We start from the raw sequence: 23869 nt of genomic DNA, 5'->3' as shown, positions 1-23869 counted from the left end.
AGGTCCTCGATCTGCAGCACATTGGCAACGTTCACCGACTGCGATCCGCTTTGGACCACCCTGCCCGACAATATCTGACCTTGGACGAATGGCAGGTGGCTGCCTGACAGGCGCGCAACCCGCAGGTGTTCATCGCGCCTCGCGGGTGCCCTCACCTAGACCTTGCCGACATGTCACCGCCCGAAAGGGAAAAGCGGCCAGAAGGCGGCCAAGCGCCGCTGGATCGCACCCTTCCGAGCCGCGAGAAAATTTGTTCGTCATCATTGGCTTATCAATGGCGGAGAGGGAGGGATTCGAACCCTCGGTACCCGTAAGGGCACAACGGTTTTCGAGACCGCCCCGTTCGACCACTCCGGCACCTCTCCGCAGAAGCGCGAGGGGCGGTTCGAGGGACCACCCCGGTCGACGAAGCGCGGCGGTTAGCGGAGAGCGATGCGTTTGCCAAGCCCCTGCAAGCGCCATTTCGGGGGACGAAAGGGCACGCTCGCTTGTTCGTGCGTCCTCAAAGGCCTATATCTGGGGTCATGAACCGTGCGACCTTCTATTCTCCTCAGGCCGGGCGGGTGATCGATGCCCCCCGCCAGACGAGGGCCCGCTTCGCCATCGGCGACGTCGTCCGCCACCGCAATCACGACTTTCGCGGGGTCGTCTTCGACATCGATCCGGTCTTCGCGAACAGCGAGGAATGGTATCAGTCGATCCCCGTGGACGTCCGGCCGAGCCGCGAGCAACCCTATTACCACCTGCTCGCCGAGAGCGGCGATTCGAGCTATGTCGCCTACGTCAGCCAGCAGAACCTGCTCGAGGACGGGGAAGCCGGTCCGGTCGAGCATCCCTCGCTCGACCAGCTGTTCGAGGAATACGACAGCGGGCGCTATCGCCTGAGGCTGGGCCTGACGCACTGATCGCGACCTCGCAGAGTGCGGCGGGGGCGCTCAGCTCTTGAGCTTCCAGCCCGACCGCAGCACCGCGTAAGTCACGAGAGCAATCAGCAGGTTCAGCACGAATATGCCGATCGCGGCGTGCAGCACCGCGGTATTGGTATTGCCGATGTCGCTTTCTCCGAGGAAGCCGAAGCGAAATCCCGAGATAATGTAGAAGAACGGGTTGGCGCGGCTGATCGCCTGGAACACGGGCGAGAGGTTGTCGATCACGTAGAACGTGCCCGACAGCAGCGAGAGCGGCGCGATGATGAAATTGGTGATCGCCGCGTTGTGATCGAACTTCTCCGCCCAGATCGAGGACAGCAACCCCAGCATCGCCAGGAATATCGCTCCCATCAGGCCGAACCACGCCACTGCCCACGGGTGGGCCAGCGACAGGTCGACGCCCGGCCAGAGCAGCATGGCAAGGTAGAGCGCAAGGCCGACGAGGATCGCGCGAGTGACCGCGGCGGCGGTCATCGCCGCCATCAGTTCGCCTTCCGACAGCGGCGGCATCAGGAAATCGATGATCGTGCCCTGGATCTTCCCGGCAAGGAAAGAGAAGCTGGCGTTGGCGAACGCGTTCTGCATCATGCCCATGACGATCAGGCCGGGCGCGACGAAAGTCGCGAAGTTGACGCCGAGCACTTCGCGCCCGCCTCGTCCCAGTGCGAGACTGAAGATCACGAGGAACAGGAGCGTGGTGATCGCGGGAGCCCAGATCGTTTGCGTCTGAACCTTGAAGAACCGCCGTACTTCCTTAATATAGAGCGTTCGCAAGCCCACCCAGTTGACCTGGTGGATCACGGGCTCTCCCTGCGCCGGAAACCTGCGCTCCCCGGAATGCGATGCGGGGTTTCGCAAGTCGTCGGACGTTAAGGATTGATCGGCCATGGCGCGGCGACTATCGGCTGCCGCTTGCCGTGGCAAGACCGGCGCACCGGGCGCCGACTTTGACGAATGGATAATTGATGAGCTGGACCGACGAACGCATCGAGCAACTCAAGAAGATGTGGGAAGGCGGCGCGACCGCCAGCCAGATTGCCGACGAGCTTGGCGGCGTCAGCCGTAACGCCGTTATCGGCAAGGCGCACCGCCTCGGCCTCAAGGCTCGCCCCTCGCCGGTCAAGGCGGGAGACAAGGCCGAAAAGCCCAAGTCCGCGAAGAAGAAGGCATCGCCGGCACCCAAGCCCGCCGCCAAGGCCGAGCCGCAGAAGCCGACTCCGCAGGCATCGCCCGCACCCTCCCCGGCTCCCGCCGCCGCCGAACCGAAGGCCGCGCCCTCGGAGCCTGCCCCGCAGCCGGAGCAGAAGCCGGCAGAGGAGCAGCCGCGGATCGTCTCGGTCGGCCCCGGCGGCTTCCTTCGCCAGGGACCGGGCGACCAGCAGGCACCGATCCCGCCCGCACCGCCGCGCCGCCTCGTCCCTGCCAAGCCCAGCCCGGAAATCGCCGACAAGACGAGCCTGCTCGATCTCAACGACCGTATCTGCCGCTGGCCGATGGGGCACCCCGGCGAACCCGATTTCCACTTCTGCGGCGAGAAGGTGAACCCCGGCTTCCCCTACTGCGTCGAGCATTGCGGCCGGGCGTTCCAGGCGCAGCTTCCGCGTGGTGCGCGCCGTCCGCCTCCGCCGCTTCCGTTCGGCGGCCCGCGAGTTCGCTGACGCGGCATCTGGCGCATCGCCCGGGCTTTGGCCATGATCGGCCCATGCTCAAGCGATTCGCCCTTGCCGCCGCTCCCGTCCTCTTCCTGCTGACGGCGGCCACGCCGCCTCCGCCCGATCCCCTTCCGGCGGACGAGGCGGAGGTCGAGCAGACCGTCCGCGTCGCTATGGAAACAGGGCTCGGTACGATCGTGCTCGAGCTGGACGAAGGCCGCGCTCCGGTGACGACCGCGAATTTCCTCAAGTACGTGGACGAGAAGCGTTTCGACGGGACCGAGTTCTACCGGGTCATGCGCATGCCCTGGGGCGAACGCGCCGGACTGATCCAGGGCGGCACGCAGAATGCGCCGAAGCGGGTCCTGCCTCCCATCGCGCACGAGCCGACATCGCAGACGGGTCTGAGCCACACGACCGGCACGATCTCGATGGCGCGGTACGATCCGGGGACAGCGACCGGCGACTTCACGATCATGACCTCGAACATGACCGGGCTCGATGCCGACGAGGCTTCGAACAACCTCGGCTTCGCGGCATTCGGCCAAGTGGTCGAGGGAATGGACGTGGTCAACGCCATCTACGACGTGCCGCTCTCGCAGACGAAGGGGGTGGGCGTGATGAAAGGCCAGATGATCGAGGACCCGGTCGAGATCGTCAGCGTGCGCCGGATCGAGGCCGAATAGCGCTTCTCCGGGCATTTCCGTGATCGACATCCCGACGGCATGGTGGGCCCACTATGCCGGCGACGCGGTTGCCTGGGCCGGAGCGGCGCTGGCAGCGCGCTGGCAACACCGGCGCTGGCCGGCACAGGCACATGGCCTTTCAAAGGTGACCTCGCCCTCCTACTTCGTCGCGCTCGCCCTTGGCGCGGTTGCGGGCGCGTGGATCTTCGGCTCGGCCAATTCGCTGCGCAGCCTCGCCGCCGCGCCGTCGCATTCCATCGCGGGTGCGCTTGTCGGGGGGATCGCGGCGGTGGAGGCCTGGAAGTGGCGGCATGGCATCCGGCATTCGACCGGCGGGGCCTTCGCCCTGCCGATCGCGGTCGGGATCGCAATCGGCAGGCTGGGCTGCTTCTTTTCCGGCATCGACGACTATACCCATGGCACGGCGAGAACGCTGCCCTGGGCAGTGGACCTGGGCGACGGCATCGGCAGGCACCCCGTCCAGCTTTACGAGAGCGCTGCAATGGCCGGGTTCGCGGCAGCCTGTGCGCGCGCTCGTATCGCGGGTCGCGCGTGGGCATGCGAACACGCTTTCCATGCGCTGGTTATCTTCTATGCTGCCCAGCGTTTCGCGTGGGAGTTCTTGAAGCCGTACCCGCCGGTGTTCGGGCCCTTCAACAGCTTTCACCTGCTGATGGTGGGGCTTGCTGCATATGGGATCGCCTGGTGGAAGCGCGGCAATGGAGCAGGCGCACGGTACTGACCCATCGCCGCGCAAGGTGGCGCCCTACATCTTCCACGGCCAGACGACGTCGCTCTGCGAGACCTGCCTCGAGCCCGTTCCCGCCAAGGTTATCATCGAAGGCGAGAACGTCTTCTATCTGAAGCGCTGCCTAGATCACGGCGTGCAGAAGACGCTGATCAGCGACGACCTCGATTACTGGCGCCAGCAGAAGCTCTGGCTCAAGCCCGGCGACAGGCCGCTCGCGACGCAAACGCGGACCGAGGCGGGATGTCCGTTCGATTGCGGGTTGTGCCCGGATCACGAACAGCATTCGTGTCTCGCCATCGTCGAGATCAACAGTGCCTGCAACCTGGCCTGCCCGGTCTGCTTCGCCGATGCCGGGGACGTGCACGGCGCGCATCGCCCGCTTGCGCAGATCGAGGCGATGCTGGACACGCTCGTCGCAAGCGAAGGCGAGCCCGACCTCGTGCAGATTTCCGGCGGGGAGCCGACGATCCACCCCGATTTCTTCGCGGTCCTCGACGCGGTGAAGGCCCGCCCCATTCGCCATGTCATGATCAACACCAACGGTGTGCGCATCGCCCAGGACCGGAATTTCGTCGAGAGACTGGCAACTTACGCACCGAGGCTCGAAGTCTACCTGCAGTTCGACTCGCTCAGCGACGAGGCGCTGGTCGACTTGCGCGGCGCGCGCCTGTCCCGGCTTCGGCAGCGTGCGCTGGAGGAACTGGAAAGGGTCGGTCTTTCAACGACTTTGGTCGCAGTCGTGAAAGCCGGTGTGAACGATCACGAGGTGGCGGACATCGTCGAACACGCGCTCGAATGGACCTGTGTGCGCGGCGTGACCTTCCAGCCGGTGCAGGATGCAGGCCGCAACGAGGGGTTCGGAAGCGACAACCGCACGATCCTTTCACGGCTGAGGCGCGAAGTGGCCAGGGCGGGCGTCTTCGGTATCGAGGACATGATCCCCCTGCCCTGCAATCCCGACCAGATCTGCATCGGGTACGGACTCAGACAGGGTCGCAGCGTCACTGCGATCACCTCGCTCCTGCCGCGCGACCTGATTCTGTCGGGGCCGAACACCATCAGTTACGAAGCCTACCCCGAACTGCGCGCATCGCTGCTCGAACTGCTGTCGCTCGCGACCAGCCAGTGCAATACCGAGGAGAAGCTCGCAGGCGTTCTGTGCTGCCTGCCGCAAGCAACTGTTCCTGCAGACCTTTCCTACGCGAACAGCTTCCGGGTGGTGATCCTGCAGTTCCTCGATCGCTACAACTTCGATCTGGGCACGGTGAAGCGCAGCTGCGTCCATTTCGTGACGCCCGAGGGCCAGATCGTCCCGTTCGACACCTACAACACGTTCTACAGGCAAGACGCGGAGGGTGCCGCAGTGGTGGCGCGACACCGCGCGTTGCGGGCAGGAGCACGGCCATGAAGAAGCTGCTCGGAGGCATCCTGCTGGCGATCGGCATACTTGTCGCGCTCGTCAGCGGGCTGTGCACCGGCCTGGTGCTGTCGACTATCCTGTGGCCCGTCACCACCGGGGAGGCGGACATGTCCGGAATACCCACCGTGCTTGCGATCGGCGGGATACCCTTCGCGCTGGGCGTCGCCATGATCGTCGGCGGACTTGCTCTGGTCCGCAGCGACCGAGAGCAATAGCTAGCGGCCGCCCAGCAACGGGTAGGGATTCAGCGCCGCCGAACTGTCCGACCACGACCGCTGGGGCTCGGTAGCCATGATGGCGAAGTGAAGGTGCGGCGCTTCGGGATCAGCATTGCCGCTGCTCCCGACGATGCCAAGCACCTGCCCCCGCGCAACCGTCTCGCCTTCCTTCAGCCCGGCGGCATAATCGGCAAGGTGCGCGTAGTAATGGATACGGCGACCGTCCGGGGTGCGCACGTAGATCGTCTTGCCGCCAGCGTCCGAGACGAACAGTTTCTCGACGGTGCCCTCCGCCGCTGCCAGCACCGGCGTTCCGTCGGGAGCCATGATGTCGATGGCATCGTGCCTGCGCGCACCGGCGGCGCGGGAATCCGCAAAGGTATCAACGAGGTCCGACTGGGCGACGCCCGCTACGGGTATGGCGAGGCCCGATGCCGCGATCCTGACGCGGTCGACTGGAATCCCGAGCGCCGGATAATCCGCGGGATCCGGCCCGGCAGGTTGCGCTCCCCTCGGTTCGGGTTGCTGAAGGCCCGCATCGGCGACCAAGCCTGCCTGATCGTGCTCGGCGACGATATGGCGGTTGAACAGCCAGGCCCCGAGGCCGATCCACACCATCGACGTGACGATGGCCGTCACGGCGATGGTGCGCGGCAGGGTGCCCGGACGTTTCCGCATGCTCAGGCTTCGAAGAGGACCTGCGTGCCGGGCGAAACCATTTCGGCAAGGCGCGCGGCGTCCCAGTTGGTCAGCCGGACGCACCCGTGGCTCTGCGCGCGGCCAATGGTCTGCGGCTCGGGCGTTCCGTGGATGCCGTAATGCTCCTTCGACAAGTCGATCCAGACCACGCCGACCGGGCCGTTCGGGCCAGGCGGAAGCATGCGGTCCTCCTCGCTGTCGGGAACGTCCCAGAACAGGTCGGGGTCGTACTGGAACGGGGGATTGTGCGCTACGCCGACCACTTTCCATTCGCCGAGCGGCAGCGGATCATGCTCGGATCCCATCGTTGCCGTGTACATGGCGACCAGCTTGTCGGCATCGTCGTAGACCTTGAGCGTGCCGCCCGACTTGCTGACCACCACACGCGCGGCCTCGGGCTGGTTCGTGCCGATGCCCAGCGTTGCCAGCGTGCTGCGCCACTGTGCATTTTCGACCGCGCCGTCCTCGATCCTGTCGTTGCCGACGTTGGGGACGCGGATTTGCTGCCCTGCGGCGAACATCGACGTTTGGGCGCGTTCGGCATCGCCGCCCGCATCGGCGGATGGCGTGGCGCTCGGAGATGCACTCGGGGAGGCAAGACCCAGCCGCGCGGGTTCGGATGGCGAAGCGCCGGCCTGTTCCATGCCTGCGGGCCGCCCGCCCGGATTGAGACGCTTCAGGACATCGACGGTGGTGTGGAACCGCTCTGCCAGCTTCTCGTCGAGCGAGGTGTAGCCCAGCCGTTCCATCTCCGCCTTGTCGGCGGCACTGTCGGGTATATTCCTGAACGGTTCGCTGGCAAAACTCGCCGGAATAGTGACGACGCGGGTTGCGGGAATGTTATTCCACTTCTCCAGCGCCTTTTTGGTTTCCTCGTCAGCTTCGCCGGTCACCTCGATGTCGTTGGCCTCCTGGAACCCCTCGATCGCGTTGCGGGTCGACATGCCCATCCTGCCGTCGACCACGCCCGGCGTGAAGCCGAGACGGTCGAGGACGACCTGCATCTGCATCGTGGGTCGCTTCTCCGGGTCGGGAATGTCGACCTGCGCCTGCTCGCCCGGTGCCGGGTCGCGCGCTGCAAGCGCGTCCTCGTCGGTTTGTTCGGGATTGGCGCTGGAAGAAACTTCGGCTTCCTTTCCGGACGATCCCGCGCCGGTCGGATCGGCGTTGCATCCGGCCAGCACGGCCAGCAGCGGCAGGACACAAGTAATTGCACGCATTGGTCTTTTCTCCGAAACCGTCGCTAGCGGCCGAAACCGCCTCCCGACACCACCAACGCCTCGGCGATGCCTTGGCTCCCGATGGCGTGCACTGTCGCATCGGGCGGACCGCTCCTGTCGGACTTAAAAACCGGCGCGACGCGACGTTAACCAACCCATGACAGCGCACGATCCCGATCTTTCCCGCAAGGCCGGCTGGCTCTCCCGATGGCGCGACCGCCGGTCGGCCCGCCTGGACGAGGCGCCCCTGCCCGATGGCGATGAGAGCACGAACCTCATGCCGCACGATCCTCGCGACAAGCGCAGGCGCCAGGTGCTGGCCGACGTGTCGAGCTTCCTCATCACCCATCGGCTCGAGGTGAACACGTTCACGCTGGCCGTCGCGCACGATGTCATCACCGGCGCGAACCCTCGGCTGGCCGTGCTGATCGAGGAGCAGGTCGAAAAACGCGCGCCCGTGACGCTGGGCTGGCTCGACGAGGCGGCGCGCAAGTGCGGTCGGTCAGACGGCGCGGAAATGCTCGCGAAGCTGATGTCCAAGCTCGAATCCTCGATCGAGGAATTCGGCAGCACGACCCGCGATGCGCGCCATGCGACGAGCGAGTATCACGATGCCCTCGAAGCCCACGTCGGCGAACTGGAGCAGGTGGGCAAGGCCGGCGTCGTCATCACCGAGCTTGCCGCCATCGCGCGCGTCATGCTCGACCGCACGCGCGAGATCGAAGAGGACATGGCGCGCAGCGAGCAGGAAACGCTAGCGCTCAGGCAAAGCCTCGAAGCCGCGCGCCGCGAAGCCGAGATCGACCACCTTACCGGCTTGCCAAACCGGCGCGCCTTCGAAGCCTCGCTCAAGGAGGAGCACGCCGCTGCCATCGCGAACGACGAGGCCCTGACCATCGCGTTCTGCGATGTCGACGATTTCAAGCGCATCAACGATCGCCACGGACACGCCGCAGGAGACCGCATCCTGAAGACGATCGCGCGCACGCTGGCGAAGATTTCGGACGACCGATGCCACGTCGCCCGGCACGGCGGCGAGGAATTCGTCGTCCTGTTCCGGGGAGAAACGCACGAAGCCGCCTTTGCCACGCTGGACGGGGCAAGGACCGCCCTCGGCAATCGCAAGCTGGTGAACCGCGCCAACGACATCCCGTTCGGGCGCATCACGTTCTCGGCGGGGATGGCGGACGTGCTGGCCTACGACAATCCGCGCGAGGCCCTCAAGGCAGCGGACGAAGCGCTTTACGCCGCCAAGGCTGCGGGCAAGGACAGGATCGTCTGGGCTGGCGAGGTGACGACTGCGGAATAGGTGACGCGGAAAGAGCTCACGCGGAATGGATTGCGGCGCGATGCGGCACGCCCTAGCCTGCCCGGACAATCGAACCGGAGCCTGCGATGCCGATATCCCTCCACGACGCGACCGTCGGGGCCTACCTTCACATGCTGCCCAACGTGCTCGGCATGTTCGACAAGGCCGAGCAGCACTGCCGTGACGCCGACATGGAGGACAGGGCGCTGCTTGCCGCGAGCCTGTCCGATGACATGTGGGACTTTTCCAAGCAGATCGACCAGGTCGTGCTGCTGTCCGAACGCGCCGTTCGCGCCATGCGCGAAGGTACCTATTACCCCGACCTGGCCCCCGTCGATTGCAGCTTCGACGATCTGCGCGCGATGGTGAGCGATGCCATCGCCTTCCTCGAGACCGTCACGCCCGAAGAACTCGAAACCATCGCCGACAAGGACGTCGAGTTGCGGCATGAGGCGATCCGGGCGCCGTTCTCCGTCGCCGAATTCCTGCTGACGTTCTCGATCCCCAACTTCTATTTCCACGTGACGACCGCCTACGCGATCCTGCGCAACCAGGGCGTCCCGGTAGGCAAGGCCGACTATTACGGCCCGCTCAGGACCGAGCCCGCTTGAGGACCGACGACGCCGGGCTCTTCATCGGCCTCGCGCAGCTGTCGATCCCGCGAGACGTCCGGCGCATCCGCACCGAGGGCTGGTCTCGACACGGGCTTGGCGCGGCGGAGTACATCGCCGACGACAAGGCTGACGCCGCGTTGGCCCGCGAGCATCCCCGCTTCTGCACCGCCACCGCGAACGGCAGGCACTTCCGGCTGGAGGCTGCCGATGGCGCGATTGCCGTGGAGCAGGCCGGGGCCCGGGGCGACCCGGCCGCCGACAACGCTCACGACGACCAGCCGGCGTTCCAGGCCGCGGTCGATTACGCCGCAGCCTTCGCGCTTCCCAGGATCACGCTGGCGCAGCCGCTTTACAGCATCCGGTGTCCCGAACGGTACCTCGACCCGCGCGCGGATCATCGCACCCTCGACGGGCGGCCCATCGTCCTGCATCCCGGCCAGCGCATCGCCTTCGTCGGAACCGGGACCGAGCCCTCCCGCCTCGCGTTCAGATCGCGCGGCGGGCATTCGTTCGGAGGCAACCAGCCGGGCCGCGCGTTCCAGGTGGTCGACGGCAAGGTCTGGCGCGGTTCGGGCTTCTACCTGCCGGGCGCAGAACGCGTCGACCTTTCGAAGGGTAGCCTAACCGGGCCCAAGGCCCAGCGCCTTCGTCTCGAGCGACTGGTCGTCGACGGCGGTACGAAGCGCACCGCCAATTCCGCGCCGGGTGCCGATCCGCGAACCGGCGACGGGTGGGACGTGACGCACAAGGGCATCTGGTCCGAACTCGACCGCGAGGGCTGGGACATCGAGATCGTCGATTGCAGCTTCACCGGGTGGCGCGGAGAGACGGTCTATGCATCGAACGATCCGGGCGCGACGCTGACCGTCCGCAATTCGGAGTTCGCGCATTCGAACGCGCAGGGCCTCAACACTGCAGGATGCATGGTCGACGTGGGAGGCGCGCGGATCGAGGACTGCTTCATCGGCATCGAGGGCTGGATGGGTGCACGCGGCGGACGGATCGTCGCGACCGAGATCGTCGACTGCTTCGGAAAGAAGGGCATCGGCGGCAGCGGATCGGCTTTCGCGCTCCAGGGCGGGCGCTACGGCAAGAGCGAACGTTCGCGCTATTATGCCCCGACCGAGGTCGACCCCGGCGAGGCACCCTGGGGTACGCTCGACATCACGTGCCGCAATTCACGACCGGCCTATGCAGGATCCTGGCTGAAGGGGCGGCTGCGGCTGGTCGACACCGCGCTCTTCCTCGGGTCCCCGGCCGTGTTCGGCGAAGGCGCGCGCCATGTCGATCTCCGGGTAGAGCTCGTTACCGACCGGACGACCGACGCGTTCGTGCTGCTTGCCGGAGGCGATGGCCAGCCGGGCGACATGCTCACCGACGACGTTGCACTCGACATCGTCAGCAGCGCCACGCCGCTGGCCGAAGCCGAAAACCTGCGGCCTGCCGCGCCGCTCGTCTGGCGCGGATCGTTCGGACCGAACGTGGCGGCCAGGGTTTCGGGACGCGCGGCTTCGCTTCCGCCCGGCCCCGAAGGCAAGGTGCCCGACCACGCGCCAAGGATCGAGAGGCGCTGACGCAAGAGGGCCGGAGGATCGCTCCCCCGGCCCCTTGTTTCCCGGTTGTCCGGTGCCTCAGTCTTCCTTGAGGAAGGCCGGCATGTGGTCCGGATCGCCACCGCCCTTGTCGTCGCGGTCGCGCCCGCGACCACCGCCGCGGCCGCCACGGCCGCCGCGATCGCCACCCCGGTCACCGCGATCGCCACGCGGACGGCGACGGTCGCCGCCGCCCCGGTCGCCGCGATCGCCGCGCGGTTCGCGCGGCGGACGGGTGTCTTCGAGTTCCTCGCCGGTTTCCTGATCGACGACCCGCATCGACAGGCGAACCTTGCCGCGGTTGTCGATCTCGAGGACCTTGACCTTCACTTCCTGACCTTCGGACACGACGTCGGTCGGCTTTTCGACACGCTCGTTCTTCATCTCGGAAACGTGGACGAGGCCGTCCTTGCCGCCCATGAAGTTCACGAATGCTCCGAAATCGACGATGTTGACGACCTTGCCGGTGTAGATCTTGCCGACTTCCGCCTCTTCGACGATGCCTTCGATCCACTTCTTGGCGGCTTCGATCTGCGAAAGGTCGCTGGACGAGATCTTGATCACGCCCTCGTCGTCGATGTCGACCTTGGCGCCGGTCTCGGCAACGATCTCGCGGATGACCTTGCCGCCGGTGCCGATGACGTCGCGGATCTTCGTCTTGTCGATCTGCATCGTCTCGATACGGGGGGCATGCGCGGAAAGCTCGGTACGGGCCGAACCAAGCGCCTTGGTCATCTCGCCAAGGATGTGCGCGCGGCCTTCCCTGGCCTGCGCCAGCGCGGTCTTCATGATCTCCTGCGTGATGCCGGCGACCTTGATGTCCATCTGGAGGCTGGTGATGCCTTCCTCGGTACCCGCGACCTTGAAGTCCATGTCGCCGAGGTGATCCTCGTCGCCGAGGATGTCGGACAGCACGGTGAAGTCCTCGCCTTCGAGGATCAGGCCCATCGCGATGCCCGAGACGGGACGGGTGACGGGAACGCCTGCATCCATCATCGACAGGCAGCCGCCGCAGACTGTCGCCATCGAGGACGAGCCGTTGGACTCGGTGATGTCTGACAGGATGCGGATCGTGTACGGGAAGTCTTCCTGCGTCGGCAGGACCGGACGCAGCGCACGCCATGCGAGCTTGCCGTGGCCGATCTCGCGACGACCCGGAGCGCCGAAGCGACCCACTTCACCGACCGAATAGGGCGGGAAGTTGTAGTGCAGCATGAACGGCGAATAGCTCAGGCCGTCGAGGCCGTCGATCATCTGCTCGGAATCCTTGGTGCCGAGCGTGGTGGTGCAGATCGCCTGCGTCTCACCGCGGGTGAACAGCGCGGAGCCGTGCGTGCGAGGCAGGAAGCCGACCATCGCCTCGATCGGGCGCACTTCGTTGACCGCGCGGCCATCGATGCGCTTGCCGTCCTTGAGGATGGCGTTGCGCACGATTTCCGCTTCCAGCTTCTTGGTGAGCTTGATGGCGGTCATCGTGGTCTGGCCGTCGGCCTCGGCGTAGTGCGCCTTCACTGCGTCGCGCGCGGCGTTGAGCGCATTGGAACGCTCCTGCTTGTCGACGAGGTCGTAGGCAGCGGCGATACGATCGCCGACGATCCCGCGAATCTCTTCCTTCATCGCGGACTTGTCGTCCGAAGCGGCGAGTTCCCAGGGCTCCTTGGCTGCCTGCTCGGCCAGCTTGATGATGCCTTCGATGACCTTGCGGCATTCGTCGTGCGCGAACATGACGGCACCGAGCATCTCGTCCTCGGTCAGTTCCTTGGCTTCGGATTCGACCATCATCACGGCTTCGTGCGTGGCTGCGACGACGAGGTCGAGCTTGCCCTCGGCCACTTCGGCCATCGACGGGTTGAGCTGGTACTCGCCATCCTTGAAGCCGACGCGGCAGCCGCCGATCGGACCCATGAAGGGGACGCCCGAAATGGTCAGCGCGGCGCTCGCGGCGATCATCGCGACCATGTCGGCCTCGGTCTCGCCGTCGTAGGACAGCACTTGGCAGATCACGTTGATCTCGTTGTAGAAGCCTTCGGGGAACAGCGGGCGGACCGGACGGTCGATGAGACGGCTGGTCAGCGTCTCCTTTTCCGTGGCGCCGCGTTCACGCTTGAAGAAGCCACCCGGGATGCGCCCGGCAGCGGAGAACTTTTCCTGATAGTGGACGGTGAGCGGGAAGAAGTCCTGCCCTTCCTTCACCGACTTGGCCGCGGTGACTGCACACAGCACCACGGTTTCGCCGTAGGTCGCCAGAACGGCGCCATCGGCCTGACGGGCAACGCGCCCGGTTTCCAGAGTGAGGGTCTTTCCGCCCCACTCCATCGATACGGTTTTCGTGTCGAACATTTGGTTTTTCCTTGGACCCGCGGACCCTATTGCCGCGCGGGGTTTACTGCCGGGATACCGTCCCGGTCCGGTGCGGGGCCTGTCTTCGCCCCAAAGGCCACCCGCCGGATTGCGGGTACGACCCATGCGAAAAGCGGCCCGCCTCGGGGCCGCTTTCCAGTTTGCTTATTTACGCAGACCCAGCTTCTGGATCAGGGCGTTGTAGCGCTCGACATCCTTCTTCTTGAGGTAGTCGAGCAGGCTGCGCCGCTTGTTGACCATCATGAGGAGGCCGCGGCGCGAATGGTTGTCCTTGTGATGGGACTTGAAGTGCTCGGTCAGGTTGGCGATGCGCTCGGTGAGGATCGCGACCTGCACTTCGGGACTGCCCGTATCCTGCGAATCGCGGGCATTGTCCTTGATGATTTCCTGTTTCTTCTCGGCGGTAACCGACATGTATCTTACTCCGCGACATCGGGAAGGTTGAAGCCCCTGACGACGCGGGCTTCGCCGCCCGCCAGTTCCATGAGAGCCACCGGAACCGTGCCCGATCGTGCCCAGAACAATCCGTCCTTCAGGGACAGCCCGGTCAGAACGCGGCCCTGTCGGACCGCCCCTGCCTGCTCCGGACCAAGGTCGATGGCCGGGATGTCGTCCAGCCCCGCCTCCAGCGGCAAGAGTATTCGTTCAATCGGCGCGCCCTTACCGATATCGTTCAACTTGTCCAGCGAAATCACCTGCGACTGGTCGAACGGCCCGGCCTGCGTACGCCGCAGCATGGTCACGTGCCCGAGAGTGCCGAGCGCATGGGAGATATCGCGCGCCAAGGCCCGGATATAGGTACCCTTCGATACTTTTGCCACCAGCGTCGCGCTTTCCGCCAGTTCGAGCGGGGCGGAGGGATCGTAGGGATCGGGCCTGCCGCTCGTGGTCGCGAAGGCGGAGTCGAGCAGCGGGCGCGCTTCGTAGCCGCCGGCAAGTTCGAGCGAATGGATCGTGACCCGGCGCAGCTTCAGTTCCACATCCTCACCCGCCCGCGCCCGGTCGTAGGCGCGCCTGCCGTCGACCTTCAGAGCCGAATAGGCAGGCGGCAACTGCTCGATCTCTCCGGTGAAATGGTCGAGCACGCCCGCCACGGCGGCGCGTGGCGGCAGCCTCTCCGACCGGGCGATCACCTCGCCCTCGGCATCGAGCGTATCGGTTTCCTCCCCGAAGCTTATCGTGAATTCGTAGGTCTTGCTGGCATCGAGCATGCGCCCGGCCAGCTTCGTCGCCTCGCCAAGCGCGATCGGCAGCACTCCCTCGGCCAGCGGATCGAGCGTGCCGCCGTGGCCGACCTTGACCCGGGGCAGCCCCGCCTCGCGCAAGTTGCGCTTGACCGCGCCCACCGCCTGCGTCGAGCCCAGACCGGGCGGCTTGTCTAGAACGATCCAGCCGTGGGGGGCGGTCATCCTCCGGCCACCAGAATGGCGATCTTGAGGAATTGCTCACGCGCCCATTCGACGGGCGGCAGGACCACGTTCTCGACGATGCCAAGGCCCGGAAACAGCCAGGGGATGACGAGCAGGAGCAGGAAAAGGAGCGGCAGGCCGAGCGGACGCAGCTTTTCGTACGCCGCCGCCGCCTCGCGCGGAAGCAGTCCCTCGACGATATGCGATCCGTCGAAGGGCGGGATCGGCAGCAGGTTGAAAAGAGCGAGGAAGATATTGATGACAATGAAGTAATTGAGACCCGAAACGAGGATCTCGAGCCATCCTGTCGGCGGCGCCGATAGCGATCCCGCCAGCAGGCCGAGCGCGATAGCGCCGATGAAGGCCAGGACGAAGTTGGTGCCCGGCCCGGCAGCCGCAACCGCCATCATCCCGAAGCGCGGATTGTTGAGCCGCTGCTTGATGACCGGGACGGGCTTGGCCCAGCCGAAGACGGGCGCACCGGTCAGCGCCAGGATGCCCGGAAGTATGACCGTCCCCACCGGATCGACGTGGCGGATCGGGTTGAGGCTAAGCCGCTTGCGCTCCTTCGCGGTCGGATCGCCCAGTGCGTTCGCCACCCAGCCGTGCGCGACTTCGTGGAAGACGATCGCAACGATCAGGCAGGGGATGAGGATGATCGCAAGGAGCACGGTTTCGGACATGGCCGATAGATAGGGGCGCGCCGGTCAGCGCGCCAGCGCCTCGCGGAAATGCCTGCGACACAACGCGACGTAGCGCTCGTTCCCGCCGATCTCGGTCTGCGCGCCCCGCCGGACCGCGCCGCCGCTTTCGTCGACGCGCAGGTTCATCGTCGCCTTGCGCCCGCAGTGGCACACCGCCTTCAGCTCGACCAGCGCGTCGGCTATGCCGAGCAGCACCGCCGAGCCGGGGAAGAGCTCGCCCCTGAAATCGGTGCGAAGGCCGTAGCAGAGCACGGGTATGTTCGCCTCGTCCGCCAGCCGGGCGCATTGCCAGACCTGCCCGGGCGAGAGGAACTGCGCCTCGTCGATGAGGACGCAGGCTAGCGGCTCGACCGCATGGGCCGCGCTCACCCGGTCCCAGAGGTCGGTGTCGCCATCGAAGCGGTACGCGTCGGCACCCAGGCCGATGCGGCTTTCGATGGCGCTGTCGACGCCCCGGCCGTCGAGCGCGGCGGTCCACAGCATCGTCGCCATTCCGCGTTCGCGATAGTTGAAATCGGCCTGCAGCAGGGTGGTCGATTTCCCTGCATTCATGCTGGCATAGAAGAAATAGAGCTTGGCCATGGCGCGGCCGGATCAGTCCCCGTCCCGCTCTTCGTCCGCATCCAGATCGCGCTTCACCCGCGGATCGTCTAGCAGGCGGTCGATCCGGCTCGCTTCCTCGAACGTCTCGTCGGCGCGAAACTGCAGCTTCGGAGCGAACTTCAGGCCGAGGCGCCTGGCCACCTCGCGCTGGAGAAAGGCAGTGTTCTGGCGCAATGCCCTGACCACCTCGTCCTCGTTGGTGCCGAGCAGCGGCTTCACGTAGACCTTCGCCTGCCGCAGGTCCGGCGTCATGCGCACTTCGGTGACCGAGACAGAATGCGCCGTCAGCACATCGTCGTGCACCTGCTGCCGGGCGAAAATGTCCGAAAGCACGTGGCGCACGCGCTCGCCCACCTTAAGCAGGCGAACCGAATGCTGCTCTGGCGTGAATTGCTGGCGTGGCATTCGTGGTCCTTCCCCTCCCGCGGGCGGAAGGGGCTGAAGTTAAAGCGTGCGTTCGCGTTCCTCGACTTCGAAGACTTCGAGACGGTCGCCCGCCTTGATGTCGTTCGTGTCCTCGAGGACGACACCGCATTCGAGGCCGGCGCGCACTTCGTCGACGTCGTCCTTGAAGCGGCGGAGCGAGGCGATCGAGGTCTTCGAGACGATGACGTCGTCGCGCGTGAGGCGAGCGAACAGGCCCTTGCGGATGACGCCTTCCTCGACGAGGAGCCCGGCGGCCTTGTCTTTCTTGCCCGCAGGGAAGACCTGCTTGACCTCGGCGCGACCGACGACGTTCTCGATCCGCTCGGGGCCGAGTTCGCCCGCCATCTCCTTGGCGATCTCCTCGGTGAGCTGGTAGATGATGTCGTAATACATCATCCGCGTCTTGCTCTGCTCGATCTGCTCGCGCGCCTTGGCGTTGGGACGCACGTTGAAGCCGATGATCGGCGCGCCCGAGGCCGACGCCAGCGTGACGTCGCTCTCGGTAATCGCACCGACGCCCGAATGCAGGATGCGGACCTTGATGTCGTCGTTCGACAGGTTGTGCAGCGCGTTGTTGATCGCTTCGACCGAACCCTGCACGTCGGCCTTCACCAGCAGCGGGAACTCGATGACGTTCTGCTTGTCGGCAAGCGCCGAGAACATCGTGTCGAGGCTGGCCGGAGCCATCGCGGTGCGCTTTTCGGTCGCCTTCTCCTGGCGGTACTCGGCGACTTCGCGCGCCCGCTGCTCGTTCTCGACGACGAGAAGCTGGTCGCCCGCCATCGGCACGCCGCCAAGGCCGAGGACCTCGACCGGCATCGACGGGCCGGCTTCCTTGACCTGCTTGCCCTTGTCGTCGTGCATCGCACGCACACGGCCGCTCTCGGTGCCGACGACGAAGACGTCGCCGCGCTTGAGCGTGCCGCGATTGACGAGGATGGTAGCGAGCGGGCCCTTGCCCTTGTCCAGCTTGGCCTCGACCACGGTGGCTTCTGCCGGACGATCCGGATTGGCCTTGAGTTCGAGGAACTCTGCCTGGAGGAGGATCTTCTCGATCAGCTCGTCCAGACCCTTGCCGGTCTTGGCCGAAACCTCGACGTCCTGGACGTCGCCCGACATCTCCTCGACGATGACCTCGTGCTCGAGGAGCCGTTCGCGAATCCGCTTCGGATTGGCTTCTTCCTTGTCGCACTTGTTGATCGCGACGATCATCGGGACATCGGCGGCCTTCGTGTGATTGATGGCCTCGATCGTCTGCGGCATGATCCCGTCGTCCGCCGCGACGACCAGCACGACGATATCGGTCACGTTGGCACCGCGCGCGCGCATCTCGGTGAAGGCTTCGTGGCCTGGCGTATCGAGGAAGGTGACGTGGTCGCCGCCCTTCGTCCTGATCTGGTACGCGCCCATGTGCTGCGTGATGCCGCCGGCCTCGCCGCGCACCACATCGGTGCCGCGAAGCGCGTCGAGCAGGCTGGTCTTGCCGTGATCGACGTGGCCCATGATCGTGACCACGGGCGGACGCGCCTGCAGCGCTTCCTCCGGATCGACGTCGGTCGACGTGTCGATGTCGATGTCGCTGTCGGAGACGCGCTGGATGCGGTGACCGAATTCCTCGACGAGCAACTCGGCGGTGTCCTGGTCGATCGTCTGGTTGACGGTGACCATCATGCCCATGTTGAACAGCGCCTTCACGAGGTCCGCGCCCTTCTCGGCCATCCGGTTGGCGAGTTCCTGCACGGTGATCGCCTCGGGCACGACAACGTCGCGGGCCTGCTTCTCGCGCGGCTGCGACTTGCCGGCGAATTGCGCCCGGCGCTCCTTCTCGCGCGCCCGCTTGAGCGCTGCAAGGCTGCGCGCACGCGCACCCTCGTCCTCGTTCAGGGCACGGGCGACGGTCAGCTTGCCCGACTGGCGGCGGTCGCCGCCCTTGCGGTCACGCGTCGCCGCCGGCTTCTTGGGCGCGGCAGGTTCCGGACGCTTGACCGGGGTGAACTTGCGCGGTGCAGGGCCTTTTTCCTTTGCTTCGGGCTCGGAGGCTGCGGCGGCGGAGGCATCGGCCTTGGCCTGCTCGGCTTCCTCGGCCTGCTTCTCCGCTTCCTTGGCCTTTTGCTCGGCCTCGCGCGCCTCGCGCTCCTCGGCTTCGGCGGCTTCCTGCTCGGCCTCTTCCTCGGCCTTGCGGTTGTCTTCGGCGCGCTGGCGCTCTTCCTCGATCTGGCGCTGCTTTTCCTCGGTCTCGCGACGGTTCGCGGCCTCGAGGGCGGCAAGGCGCGCTTCCTCGGCCTCGCGCAGCAGGCGAGCCTGCATTTCCTGGCGAGTCTCGCCGGGCTTGGCGGCAGGCTTGGCCGCCTTCTTCGCGGCGGGCGCGGGTGCGGCCTTCGTTTCCTTCACTGCGGGCGCCTCGTCCCTGGCGGCGGGCTTCTCGTCCGACTTCGCGGGCGCGGGCGGAGCGTCGGCGGCCGGCGGCTTGCCGATCACCTTGCGGCGCTTGACCTCCACGACGACCTTGTTGGTCCGGCCGTGGCTGAAGGTCTGCTTGACCTCGCCGGCTTCCACCGAACGCTTGAGTCCGAGAGGCTTGCGGCTGCGCGCAGGTTTGTTGTCGGTATCGCTCATACTTCGCTTTTCGCCCTTCAATCTCAATTCGTCGTCGCGGCAAGGTGCCCGGCGCCATGCGCCGGCACGGTGCCCGGATCATTTCCGTTCGCTTCGGTCCGCCCCAGGAAACGCATCAGGCGCTGGAGCGGCACGGCAACCCGTCGGGCCGCCGCCTTGTCCGTCAACGCCAGGTGGACGACATTGTCGCGGCCCAATGCCACAGACAGCGCCGCCCGGTCCAGTGGCAAGGCCGTTCCCGCAAGGCCGCTGCCTTCCGAATCCGTTCCCACGCGCCAGGCCTGGTCGAGCTTTCGCGAACCGTCGGCACTGGCATCCGAGGAATGGGCCAGCCATTCCACGCGGCCCGCCCGCGCCTGTTCGGCGATGCGGTCCGAACCGACCAGCAGGTTCCCGGACTTCATCTCGAGACCGAGCCGGTCGGCAAGAAGCCGCTGCAGCGCGCTTTCGATCCGCTCGGGCAGGTCCTCGGGTACGACAAGCGGCGCGCCCCGGAAGGCACGCGCCAAAGCTCCCTTTAACTTGCCCTTCGCGATCGCTTTTTCAAGCTCGTCCCGCGAAACGCCGATCCATGCCCCGCGACCCGGCGCCTTCGCGCGCACGTCGGGCAGGACATCGGATCGCCCGTCCGGCCCCGGCGGGGACACCGCAAGGCGGACGAGCGCGTCGCGTGGCTCGGTCGTCCCGGAAAGGATGCATTTCCTTTCCGGTCCGGTTTCATCGATGTCGGCGCTCAGGCGCTCATTGGGAAGGTTCCGCATCGGCGGCCTCCCCGGTTGCGGCAGCGTCCGCGTCGTCCGGCCCGGGCGATCCCTCGTCCTCGAACCAGTGCGCGCGGGCGGCCATGATGATCTCGTTGCCCTGTTCCTCGCTCAGGCCGTACTCGCCGAGCACGCCGCCCTTGTCCTCTTCACGGCGGCGCGGTCCGGAACCGTCGCGGCGACGCTGCTCGGGGCGCTTCTTTGCGATGAGTTCGTCGGTGGCGAGGTCGGCGACGTCGTCGAGCGTCTTGAGGCCGGCCTTGCCGAGCGTGACGAGCATCGCCTCGGTCAGGTGCGGCAGTTCGCCCACGGCATCGTCGACGCCGAGCGCGCGGCGCTCCTCGCGATAGGCTTCCTCGCGCCGCTCGAGCGCTTCGACCGCGCGATTCTGAAGCTCTTCGGCGAGTTCCTCGTCGAAGCCCTCGATCGCGGCGAGTTCCTGCATCTCGATGTAGGCGACTTCCTCGAGCTCGGTGAAACCCTCGGCGACGAGCAGCTGCGAGAGCGTCTCGTCGACGTCGAGTTCCTCCTCGAACATGCGCGAGCGTTCGGCGAATTCGCGCTGGCGCTTCTCGCTCGCTTCCTGCTCGGTCATGATATCGATCTGCGAGCCGGTGAGCTGGCTGGCAAGCCGCACGTTCTGGCCGCGGCGGCCGATGGCGAGCGACAGCTGGTCGTCGGGCACGACAACCTCGATGCGGCTTTCCTCCTCGTCGATGACGACGCGGCTGACGGTGGCGGGCTGGAGCGCGTTGACGACGAATGTCGCGGTGTCCTCGCTCCAGGGGATGATGTCGATCTTCTCGCCTTGCAGTTCCTGCACGACGGCCTGGACGCGGCTGCCCTTCATGCCGACGCAGGCGCCGACCGGGTCGATCGAGCCGTCGTGGCTGATCACGCCGATCTTGGCGCGGCTGCCCGGATCGCGGGCGGCGGCCTTGATCTCGATGATGCCGTCGTAGATTTCGGGCACTTCCTGCGCGAAAAGCTTCTTCATGAACTCGGGGTGCGCGCGGGTGAGGAAGATCTGCGGGCCGCGGTTCTGGCGCTCGACCTTCAGGATCAGCGCGCGGATGCGCTCGCCGACGCGGGCGGCTTCGCGGGGGATTTGCTGGTCGCGGCGGATGACGCCCTCGGCCCGGCCGAGGTTGACGATGACGTGGCCGAACTCGACCGACTTGATCACGCCGGTGATGACTTCGCCCGCGCGATCCTTGAATTCCTCGTACTGGCGCTCGCGCTCGGCATCGCGCACCTTCTGGAAGATCACCTGCTTGGCGGACTGCGCGTCGATACGGCCGAGGTCGACCGGCGGCAGCGGATCGACGATGAAGTCGCCCAGCTTGGCATCGTCCTGCAGCTTCTGCGCCTGCTTGAGATCGACCTGCTTGAAGTAGTCCTCAACTTCCTCGACCACCTCGACCACGCGCCACAGGCGCAGGTCGCCGGTGCGCGGATCGAGCTTGGCGCGAATGTCGTTTTCCGCGCCGTAGCGATTGCGCGCGGACTTCTGGATCGCCTCTTCCATCGCCTCGATGACGATCGACTTGTCGATCATCTTCTCCGAAGCCACCGAGTTCGCGATCGCGAGCAGCTCGGCGCGGTTGGCGGAAATCGCACTGGCCATTGTCGTCAGTCTTCCTGTTTCTCGAAGCTTTCCGCTTCGTCCTCGAATTCGTCTGCGCCGCTGGTGTCGAGCGGGCGGGTGGCGGCAATCAGCCGGTCCGTCAAGACCAGCTTGGCCGAATGGATCGCCGAAAGCGGGAACGAGATGCGTCCCGCCTTGCGGTCATCGATCGTCACTACCTCGCCCTCGATGCCGACGAGATCGCCGCGCAGGTTGCGGTGGCCGTCGACCTTCTCGGCGAGCGAGACCTTCGCCTCGTGCCCGGTCCACGCCTCGAAATCCTTGCGCCGGGTCAAGGGCCTGTCGATGCCGGGCGAACTGACCTCGAGGTGGTAGGCGCCCTCGACGAGGACTTCGCCCTGCTCCTCGAGCGCGTCGATCCGGTCGGAGATGCGGCGCGAAAGCGCGGCGCATTCGTCGAGCACGAGCTGTCCCGTCTCGGGACGCTCGGCCATGACCTGCAGCGCACGTTCGCCGTCGCCCGCCTCGGAACCCGTCATGACGACGCGCACGAGATCGAAGCCGAGCGCTTGCGCCTCGGGCTCGACGATCTGGGTAATGCGCGCGATATCCGCCATGCCTTCTCCGTTCGGGCCGACCGTGAGCATCAACGCCGTTCGGGCCGGCCCCCGAGGGCGCCAGCACCAAGCATTGTCGCTACAATGTCGGTATGTGCGGGGAAATAGGCGCGTCGCGCGCGAAATGCAACCCTAATCGGCCAGCTGCGCGCCGTGGCGGGACGCGGCCCGGCGTGGCTTCTTCAGTCCGCGGCCCAGTCGTCGCTGCTACCGCCGTCCCAGTCGCTGTTGTTGCGGCTCGATGCCCAGTCGTCGCTCTTGCGAACGGGTTTGGCATCGTCGAAGTCGTTGCCGTCCTCGTTCCACTTCGCAGCGCCCGGAGCGTTGATCCCGGTTTCGAGTTCGCGATTGCGGCTCTCTGCAAGCGTCCGGTTGAAGTCGGCCGCGTATCGCTCGCTACTGGCGTCGCTTTCCTCGCCGACATTGTGGAAGATGAAGACGAACAGGACGAAAAGCCCGATCACGACCACGGTCTTGCCGATAAAGCCCATCATTGCCAGTCCCCCTTCGACCGGTTCCGGATTCGGGCACCGTATGTCCACAATCGGGGTGAATATTTCGCTAATTCGCCGACAGGTTGTGCTTCTTCATGCAGTGGCGCAACTGGTCGTAGCTGAGACCCAGCGCCTCTGCGGTGCGGCGCTGGTTGAAGCGGTTCCGGCCCAGCGCATGCTCGACGATCCGCCGCTCGTGCGCATCGACCGCGGCGCGCAGGTCGGACACCTCGGCCACGTCCGGCGCCCGCTTGCGCGCGGCGACCGCCGCGACCGGCTGCGGCGCGGGGTCGGCGACGGCTTGCGGTCCGGGCGCGGCCTTCGGTCGCCAGGGACTGTCGAACGGATCGAACACGATCTCGTCGATCGGTTCGTGGGCGACGTCCCAGCGATAGACCGCGCGCTCGACCGCGTTGCGCAGTTCGCGGACGTTGCCGGGCCAGGGATGCTCTTCCATCGCAGCCATGACCGCATCGGAGAAGCCGGGCCATTCCTCCCAGCCCAGTTCGGTTCCCATCCGTCGCCCGAAGTAGTCGGCAAGGACCAGGATGTCGCCCTCCCGCTCGCGCAGGGGCGGCAGGGTGACGACCTCGAAGCTCAGGCGGTCGAGCAGGTCGGCGCGAAACCGGCCCGCTTCGGCGGCGCTCGGCAGGTCCTCGTTGGTTGCGGCAACGATACGCACGTCGACGCTGACCGGGCGCGAGGAGCCGATCCGCGTCACCTCGCCGTATTCGACCGCGCGCAGCAACCGCTCCTGCGCCGCCATCGAAAGCGTGCCAAGCTCGTCGAGGAACAGCGTGCCCCTGTCGGCTTCCTCGAACCGGCCCGCGCGCGCGCGCGTCGCGCCGGTAAAGGCCCCGGCCTCGTGCCCGAATAGCTCGGCCTCGATCAGCGTTTCGGGAAGCGCGGCGCAGTTCAACGTGATGAGCGGCTCTCCCCAGCGCGGAGACAGCCGGTGGAGGCGTTCGGCGATAAGCTCCTTGCCGGTGCCGCGCTCCCCGATCACCAGCACCGGGCGACGCATGTGCGCGGCCCGGCTCGCCCGCTCGACCGCGTCGAGGAATGCCAGCGACTGGCCAATGAACTGGGTATCGCGATCCATTCCCAATAGTTAGTGTAATTTCCCACTACTTGGCAATATGTGTCAGGTGTTTTTTGCGCGGCACTGTGGACTTTTGGCGGATTTCTGCCGTTTTCTCG

Annotated in this window: 24 protein-coding genes and 1 tRNA gene; 9 read left to right on the top strand and 16 right to left on the bottom strand. The window is 66.2% G+C overall.

Annotated features, from left to right (window positions below; genetic code table 11):
- Positions 1 to 275: 275 nt before the first annotated feature.
- Positions 276 to 365: transfer RNA gene (locus FHS75_RS08970), tRNA-Ser, on the bottom strand.
- Between the two features lie 159 nt (positions 366 to 524).
- On the opposite strand from FHS75_RS08970, the gene hspQ reads away from it, so the two are divergent.
- Positions 525 to 905, top strand: a complete 381-nt coding sequence (hspQ, locus tag FHS75_RS08965) for a heat shock protein HspQ (RefSeq protein WP_179407324.1) — start codon at positions 525 to 527, stop codon at positions 903 to 905.
- Positions 906 to 935: 30 nt separating this feature from the next.
- Here hspQ and FHS75_RS08960 read toward each other — a convergent pair whose 3' ends face one another.
- On the bottom strand, positions 936 to 1817 hold the full coding sequence (locus tag FHS75_RS08960; RefSeq protein WP_179407323.1) for an ABC transporter permease: 882 nt from the start codon (positions 1815 to 1817) through the stop codon (positions 936 to 938).
- A 77-nt stretch (positions 1818 to 1894) separates the two neighbouring features.
- Here FHS75_RS08960 and FHS75_RS08955 point away from each other — a divergent pair, with 77 nt between their 5' ends.
- From FHS75_RS08955 to FHS75_RS08935, 5 genes are read left to right on the top strand one after another with little or no spacing between them, the layout of a single operon-like run.
- Positions 1895 to 2587: a GcrA family cell cycle regulator gene (locus FHS75_RS08955; RefSeq protein WP_179407322.1), complete on the top strand. Its 693-nt coding sequence runs from the start codon at positions 1895 to 1897 to the stop codon at positions 2585 to 2587.
- A gap of 44 nt (positions 2588 to 2631) precedes the next feature.
- On the top strand, positions 2632 to 3267 hold the full coding sequence (locus FHS75_RS08950) for a peptidylprolyl isomerase (RefSeq protein WP_179407321.1): 636 nt from the start codon (positions 2632 to 2634) through the stop codon (positions 3265 to 3267).
- Positions 3268 to 3286: 19 nt separating this feature from the next.
- Positions 3287 to 4009: a prolipoprotein diacylglyceryl transferase family protein gene (locus FHS75_RS08945; protein ID WP_218845166.1), complete on the top strand. Its 723-nt coding sequence runs from the start codon at positions 3287 to 3289 to the stop codon at positions 4007 to 4009.
- Positions 3987 to 5426, top strand: coding sequence for a radical SAM protein (locus FHS75_RS08940; protein WP_179407320.1), 1440 nt, complete (start codon positions 3987 to 3989; stop codon positions 5424 to 5426). The genes FHS75_RS08945 and FHS75_RS08940 overlap by 23 nt, the downstream gene beginning before the upstream one ends.
- Positions 5423 to 5653, top strand: coding sequence for a hypothetical protein (locus FHS75_RS08935; protein ID WP_179407319.1), 231 nt, complete (start codon positions 5423 to 5425; stop codon positions 5651 to 5653). The genes FHS75_RS08940 and FHS75_RS08935 overlap by 4 nt, the downstream gene beginning before the upstream one ends.
- Here the strand turns inward: FHS75_RS08935 and FHS75_RS08930 are convergent, their stop codons facing one another.
- Both FHS75_RS08930 and FHS75_RS08925 read right to left on the bottom strand, forming a co-directional pair.
- The gene (locus FHS75_RS08930; protein WP_179407318.1) at positions 5654 to 6334 is read right to left on the bottom strand and encodes a M23 family metallopeptidase; all 681 of its coding nucleotides are present in this window, start codon (positions 6332 to 6334) and stop codon (positions 5654 to 5656) included. It abuts the gene before it with no gap.
- 2 nt (positions 6335 to 6336) lie between these two features.
- On the bottom strand, positions 6337 to 7575 hold the full coding sequence (locus tag FHS75_RS08925; protein WP_229735522.1) for a L,D-transpeptidase family protein: 1239 nt from the start codon (positions 7573 to 7575) through the stop codon (positions 6337 to 6339).
- Positions 7576 to 7732: 157 nt separating this feature from the next.
- On the opposite strand from FHS75_RS08925, the gene FHS75_RS08920 reads away from it, so the two are divergent.
- The 3 genes from FHS75_RS08920 to FHS75_RS08910 all read left to right on the top strand — a co-directional run bounded on the left by FHS75_RS08920 (position 7733) and on the right by FHS75_RS08910 (position 11072).
- On the top strand, positions 7733 to 8884 hold the full coding sequence (locus FHS75_RS08920; RefSeq protein WP_229735521.1) for a GGDEF domain-containing protein: 1152 nt from the start codon (positions 7733 to 7735) through the stop codon (positions 8882 to 8884).
- An 86-nt stretch (positions 8885 to 8970) separates the two neighbouring features.
- Complete coding sequence (locus tag FHS75_RS08915; protein ID WP_179407317.1) at positions 8971 to 9495, top strand: DUF1993 domain-containing protein; 525 nt, start codon at positions 8971 to 8973, stop codon at positions 9493 to 9495.
- A complete protein-coding gene (locus FHS75_RS08910) occupies positions 9492 to 11072 on the top strand; it encodes a hypothetical protein (RefSeq protein WP_179407316.1) in 1581 nt (526 codons plus the stop codon). The genes FHS75_RS08915 and FHS75_RS08910 overlap by 4 nt, the downstream gene beginning before the upstream one ends.
- 57 nt (positions 11073 to 11129) lie before the next feature.
- On the opposite strand, the gene pnp is transcribed toward FHS75_RS08910, so the two are convergent.
- The 12 genes from pnp to pspF all read right to left on the bottom strand — a co-directional run bounded on the left by pnp (position 11130) and on the right by pspF (position 23771).
- Positions 11130 to 13430, bottom strand: coding sequence for a polyribonucleotide nucleotidyltransferase (pnp, locus tag FHS75_RS08905; RefSeq protein ID WP_179407315.1), 2301 nt, complete (start codon positions 13428 to 13430; stop codon positions 11130 to 11132).
- A gap of 165 nt (positions 13431 to 13595) precedes the next feature.
- Entirely contained in the window at positions 13596 to 13865 is a 270-nt protein-coding gene (gene rpsO / locus FHS75_RS08900) for a 30S ribosomal protein S15 (protein ID WP_179407314.1), read from the bottom strand.
- Positions 13866 to 13870: 5 nt separating this feature from the next.
- Positions 13871 to 14860, bottom strand: coding sequence for a tRNA pseudouridine(55) synthase TruB (truB, locus tag FHS75_RS08895; protein WP_179407313.1), 990 nt, complete (start codon positions 14858 to 14860; stop codon positions 13871 to 13873).
- Complete coding sequence (locus FHS75_RS08890; protein WP_179407312.1) at positions 14857 to 15543, bottom strand: site-2 protease family protein; 687 nt, start codon at positions 15541 to 15543, stop codon at positions 14857 to 14859. Before FHS75_RS08890 ends, truB begins: the two co-directional genes overlap by 4 nt.
- Before the next feature lie 24 nt (positions 15544 to 15567).
- Positions 15568 to 16146, bottom strand: coding sequence for a thymidine kinase (locus tag FHS75_RS08885; RefSeq protein ID WP_179407311.1), 579 nt, complete (start codon positions 16144 to 16146; stop codon positions 15568 to 15570).
- 12 nt (positions 16147 to 16158) lie between these two features.
- Complete coding sequence (gene rbfA / locus FHS75_RS08880) at positions 16159 to 16572, bottom strand: 30S ribosome-binding factor RbfA (protein WP_179407310.1); 414 nt, start codon at positions 16570 to 16572, stop codon at positions 16159 to 16161.
- A 39-nt stretch (positions 16573 to 16611) separates the two neighbouring features.
- Positions 16612 to 19209, bottom strand: coding sequence for a translation initiation factor IF-2 (gene infB, locus FHS75_RS08875; protein ID WP_179407309.1), 2598 nt, complete (start codon positions 19207 to 19209; stop codon positions 16612 to 16614).
- 23 nt (positions 19210 to 19232) lie between these two features.
- Positions 19233 to 19970: a DUF448 domain-containing protein gene (locus FHS75_RS08870; RefSeq protein ID WP_179407308.1), complete on the bottom strand. Its 738-nt coding sequence runs from the start codon at positions 19968 to 19970 to the stop codon at positions 19233 to 19235.
- Complete coding sequence (gene nusA / locus FHS75_RS08865) at positions 19951 to 21597, bottom strand: transcription termination factor NusA (RefSeq protein ID WP_179407307.1); 1647 nt, start codon at positions 21595 to 21597, stop codon at positions 19951 to 19953. Before nusA ends, FHS75_RS08870 begins: the two co-directional genes overlap by 20 nt.
- 5 nt (positions 21598 to 21602) lie before the next feature.
- A complete protein-coding gene (gene rimP / locus FHS75_RS08860) occupies positions 21603 to 22175 on the bottom strand; it encodes a ribosome maturation protein RimP (protein WP_179407306.1) in 573 nt (190 codons plus the stop codon).
- Positions 22176 to 22357: 182 nt separating this feature from the next.
- Positions 22358 to 22669, bottom strand: coding sequence for a hypothetical protein (locus tag FHS75_RS08855; protein ID WP_179407305.1), 312 nt, complete (start codon positions 22667 to 22669; stop codon positions 22358 to 22360).
- 67 nt (positions 22670 to 22736) lie between these two features.
- A complete protein-coding gene (pspF, locus tag FHS75_RS08850) occupies positions 22737 to 23771 on the bottom strand; it encodes a phage shock protein operon transcriptional activator (protein WP_179407304.1) in 1035 nt (344 codons plus the stop codon).
- Positions 23772 to 23869 lie beyond the last annotated feature (98 nt).

It is taken from the genome of Novosphingobium marinum, from assembly GCF_013408095.1.
In the GTDB taxonomy this organism is placed as follows: Bacteria; Pseudomonadota; Alphaproteobacteria; order Sphingomonadales; family Sphingomonadaceae; genus Novosphingobium; species Novosphingobium marinum.
The sequence above is the reverse complement of the archived record's forward strand: the minus strand, read 5'-3'. Positions and strand labels throughout refer to the sequence as shown.

Coding starts and splice junctions, on each gene's coding strand:
- FHS75_RS08915 (WP_179407317.1), top strand. CDS start 8,971: ATGCCGATATCCCTCCACGACGCGACCGTCGGGGCCTACCTTCACATG.
- rbfA (WP_179407310.1), bottom strand. CDS start 16,572: ATGCCACGCCAGCAATTCACGCCAGAGCAGCATTCGGTTCGCCTGCTT.
- FHS75_RS08955 (WP_179407322.1), top strand. CDS start 1,895: ATGAGCTGGACCGACGAACGCATCGAGCAACTCAAGAAGATGTGGGAA.
- hspQ (WP_179407324.1), top strand. CDS start 525: ATGAACCGTGCGACCTTCTATTCTCCTCAGGCCGGGCGGGTGATCGAT.
- FHS75_RS08925 (WP_229735522.1), bottom strand. CDS start 7,575: ATGCGTGCAATTACTTGTGTCCTGCCGCTGCTGGCCGTGCTGGCCGGA.
- FHS75_RS08935 (WP_179407319.1), top strand. CDS start 5,423: ATGAAGAAGCTGCTCGGAGGCATCCTGCTGGCGATCGGCATACTTGTC.
- pspF (WP_179407304.1), bottom strand. CDS start 23,771: ATGGATCGCGATACCCAGTTCATTGGCCAGTCGCTGGCATTCCTCGAC.
- FHS75_RS08920 (WP_229735521.1), top strand. CDS start 7,733: ATGACAGCGCACGATCCCGATCTTTCCCGCAAGGCCGGCTGGCTCTCC.
- FHS75_RS08890 (WP_179407312.1), bottom strand. CDS start 15,543: ATGTCCGAAACCGTGCTCCTTGCGATCATCCTCATCCCCTGCCTGATC.
- truB (WP_179407313.1), bottom strand. CDS start 14,860: ATGACCGCCCCCCACGGCTGGATCGTTCTAGACAAGCCGCCCGGTCTG.
- pnp (WP_179407315.1), bottom strand. CDS start 13,430: ATGTTCGACACGAAAACCGTATCGATGGAGTGGGGCGGAAAGACCCTC.
- FHS75_RS08870 (WP_179407308.1), bottom strand. CDS start 19,970: ATGCGGAACCTTCCCAATGAGCGCCTGAGCGCCGACATCGATGAAACC.
- FHS75_RS08950 (WP_179407321.1), top strand. CDS start 2,632: ATGCTCAAGCGATTCGCCCTTGCCGCCGCTCCCGTCCTCTTCCTGCTG.
- rimP (WP_179407306.1), bottom strand. CDS start 22,175: ATGGCGGATATCGCGCGCATTACCCAGATCGTCGAGCCCGAGGCGCAA.
- infB (WP_179407309.1), bottom strand. CDS start 19,209: ATGAGCGATACCGACAACAAACCTGCGCGCAGCCGCAAGCCTCTCGGA.
- nusA (WP_179407307.1), bottom strand. CDS start 21,597: ATGGCCAGTGCGATTTCCGCCAACCGCGCCGAGCTGCTCGCGATCGCG.
- FHS75_RS08960 (WP_179407323.1), bottom strand. CDS start 1,817: ATGGCCGATCAATCCTTAACGTCCGACGACTTGCGAAACCCCGCATCG.
- FHS75_RS08885 (WP_179407311.1), bottom strand. CDS start 16,146: ATGGCCAAGCTCTATTTCTTCTATGCCAGCATGAATGCAGGGAAATCG.
- FHS75_RS08930 (WP_179407318.1), bottom strand. CDS start 6,334: ATGCGGAAACGTCCGGGCACCCTGCCGCGCACCATCGCCGTGACGGCC.
- rpsO (WP_179407314.1), bottom strand. CDS start 13,865: ATGTCGGTTACCGCCGAGAAGAAACAGGAAATCATCAAGGACAATGCC.
- FHS75_RS08940 (WP_179407320.1), top strand. CDS start 3,987: ATGGAGCAGGCGCACGGTACTGACCCATCGCCGCGCAAGGTGGCGCCC.
- FHS75_RS08855 (WP_179407305.1), bottom strand. CDS start 22,669: ATGATGGGCTTTATCGGCAAGACCGTGGTCGTGATCGGGCTTTTCGTC.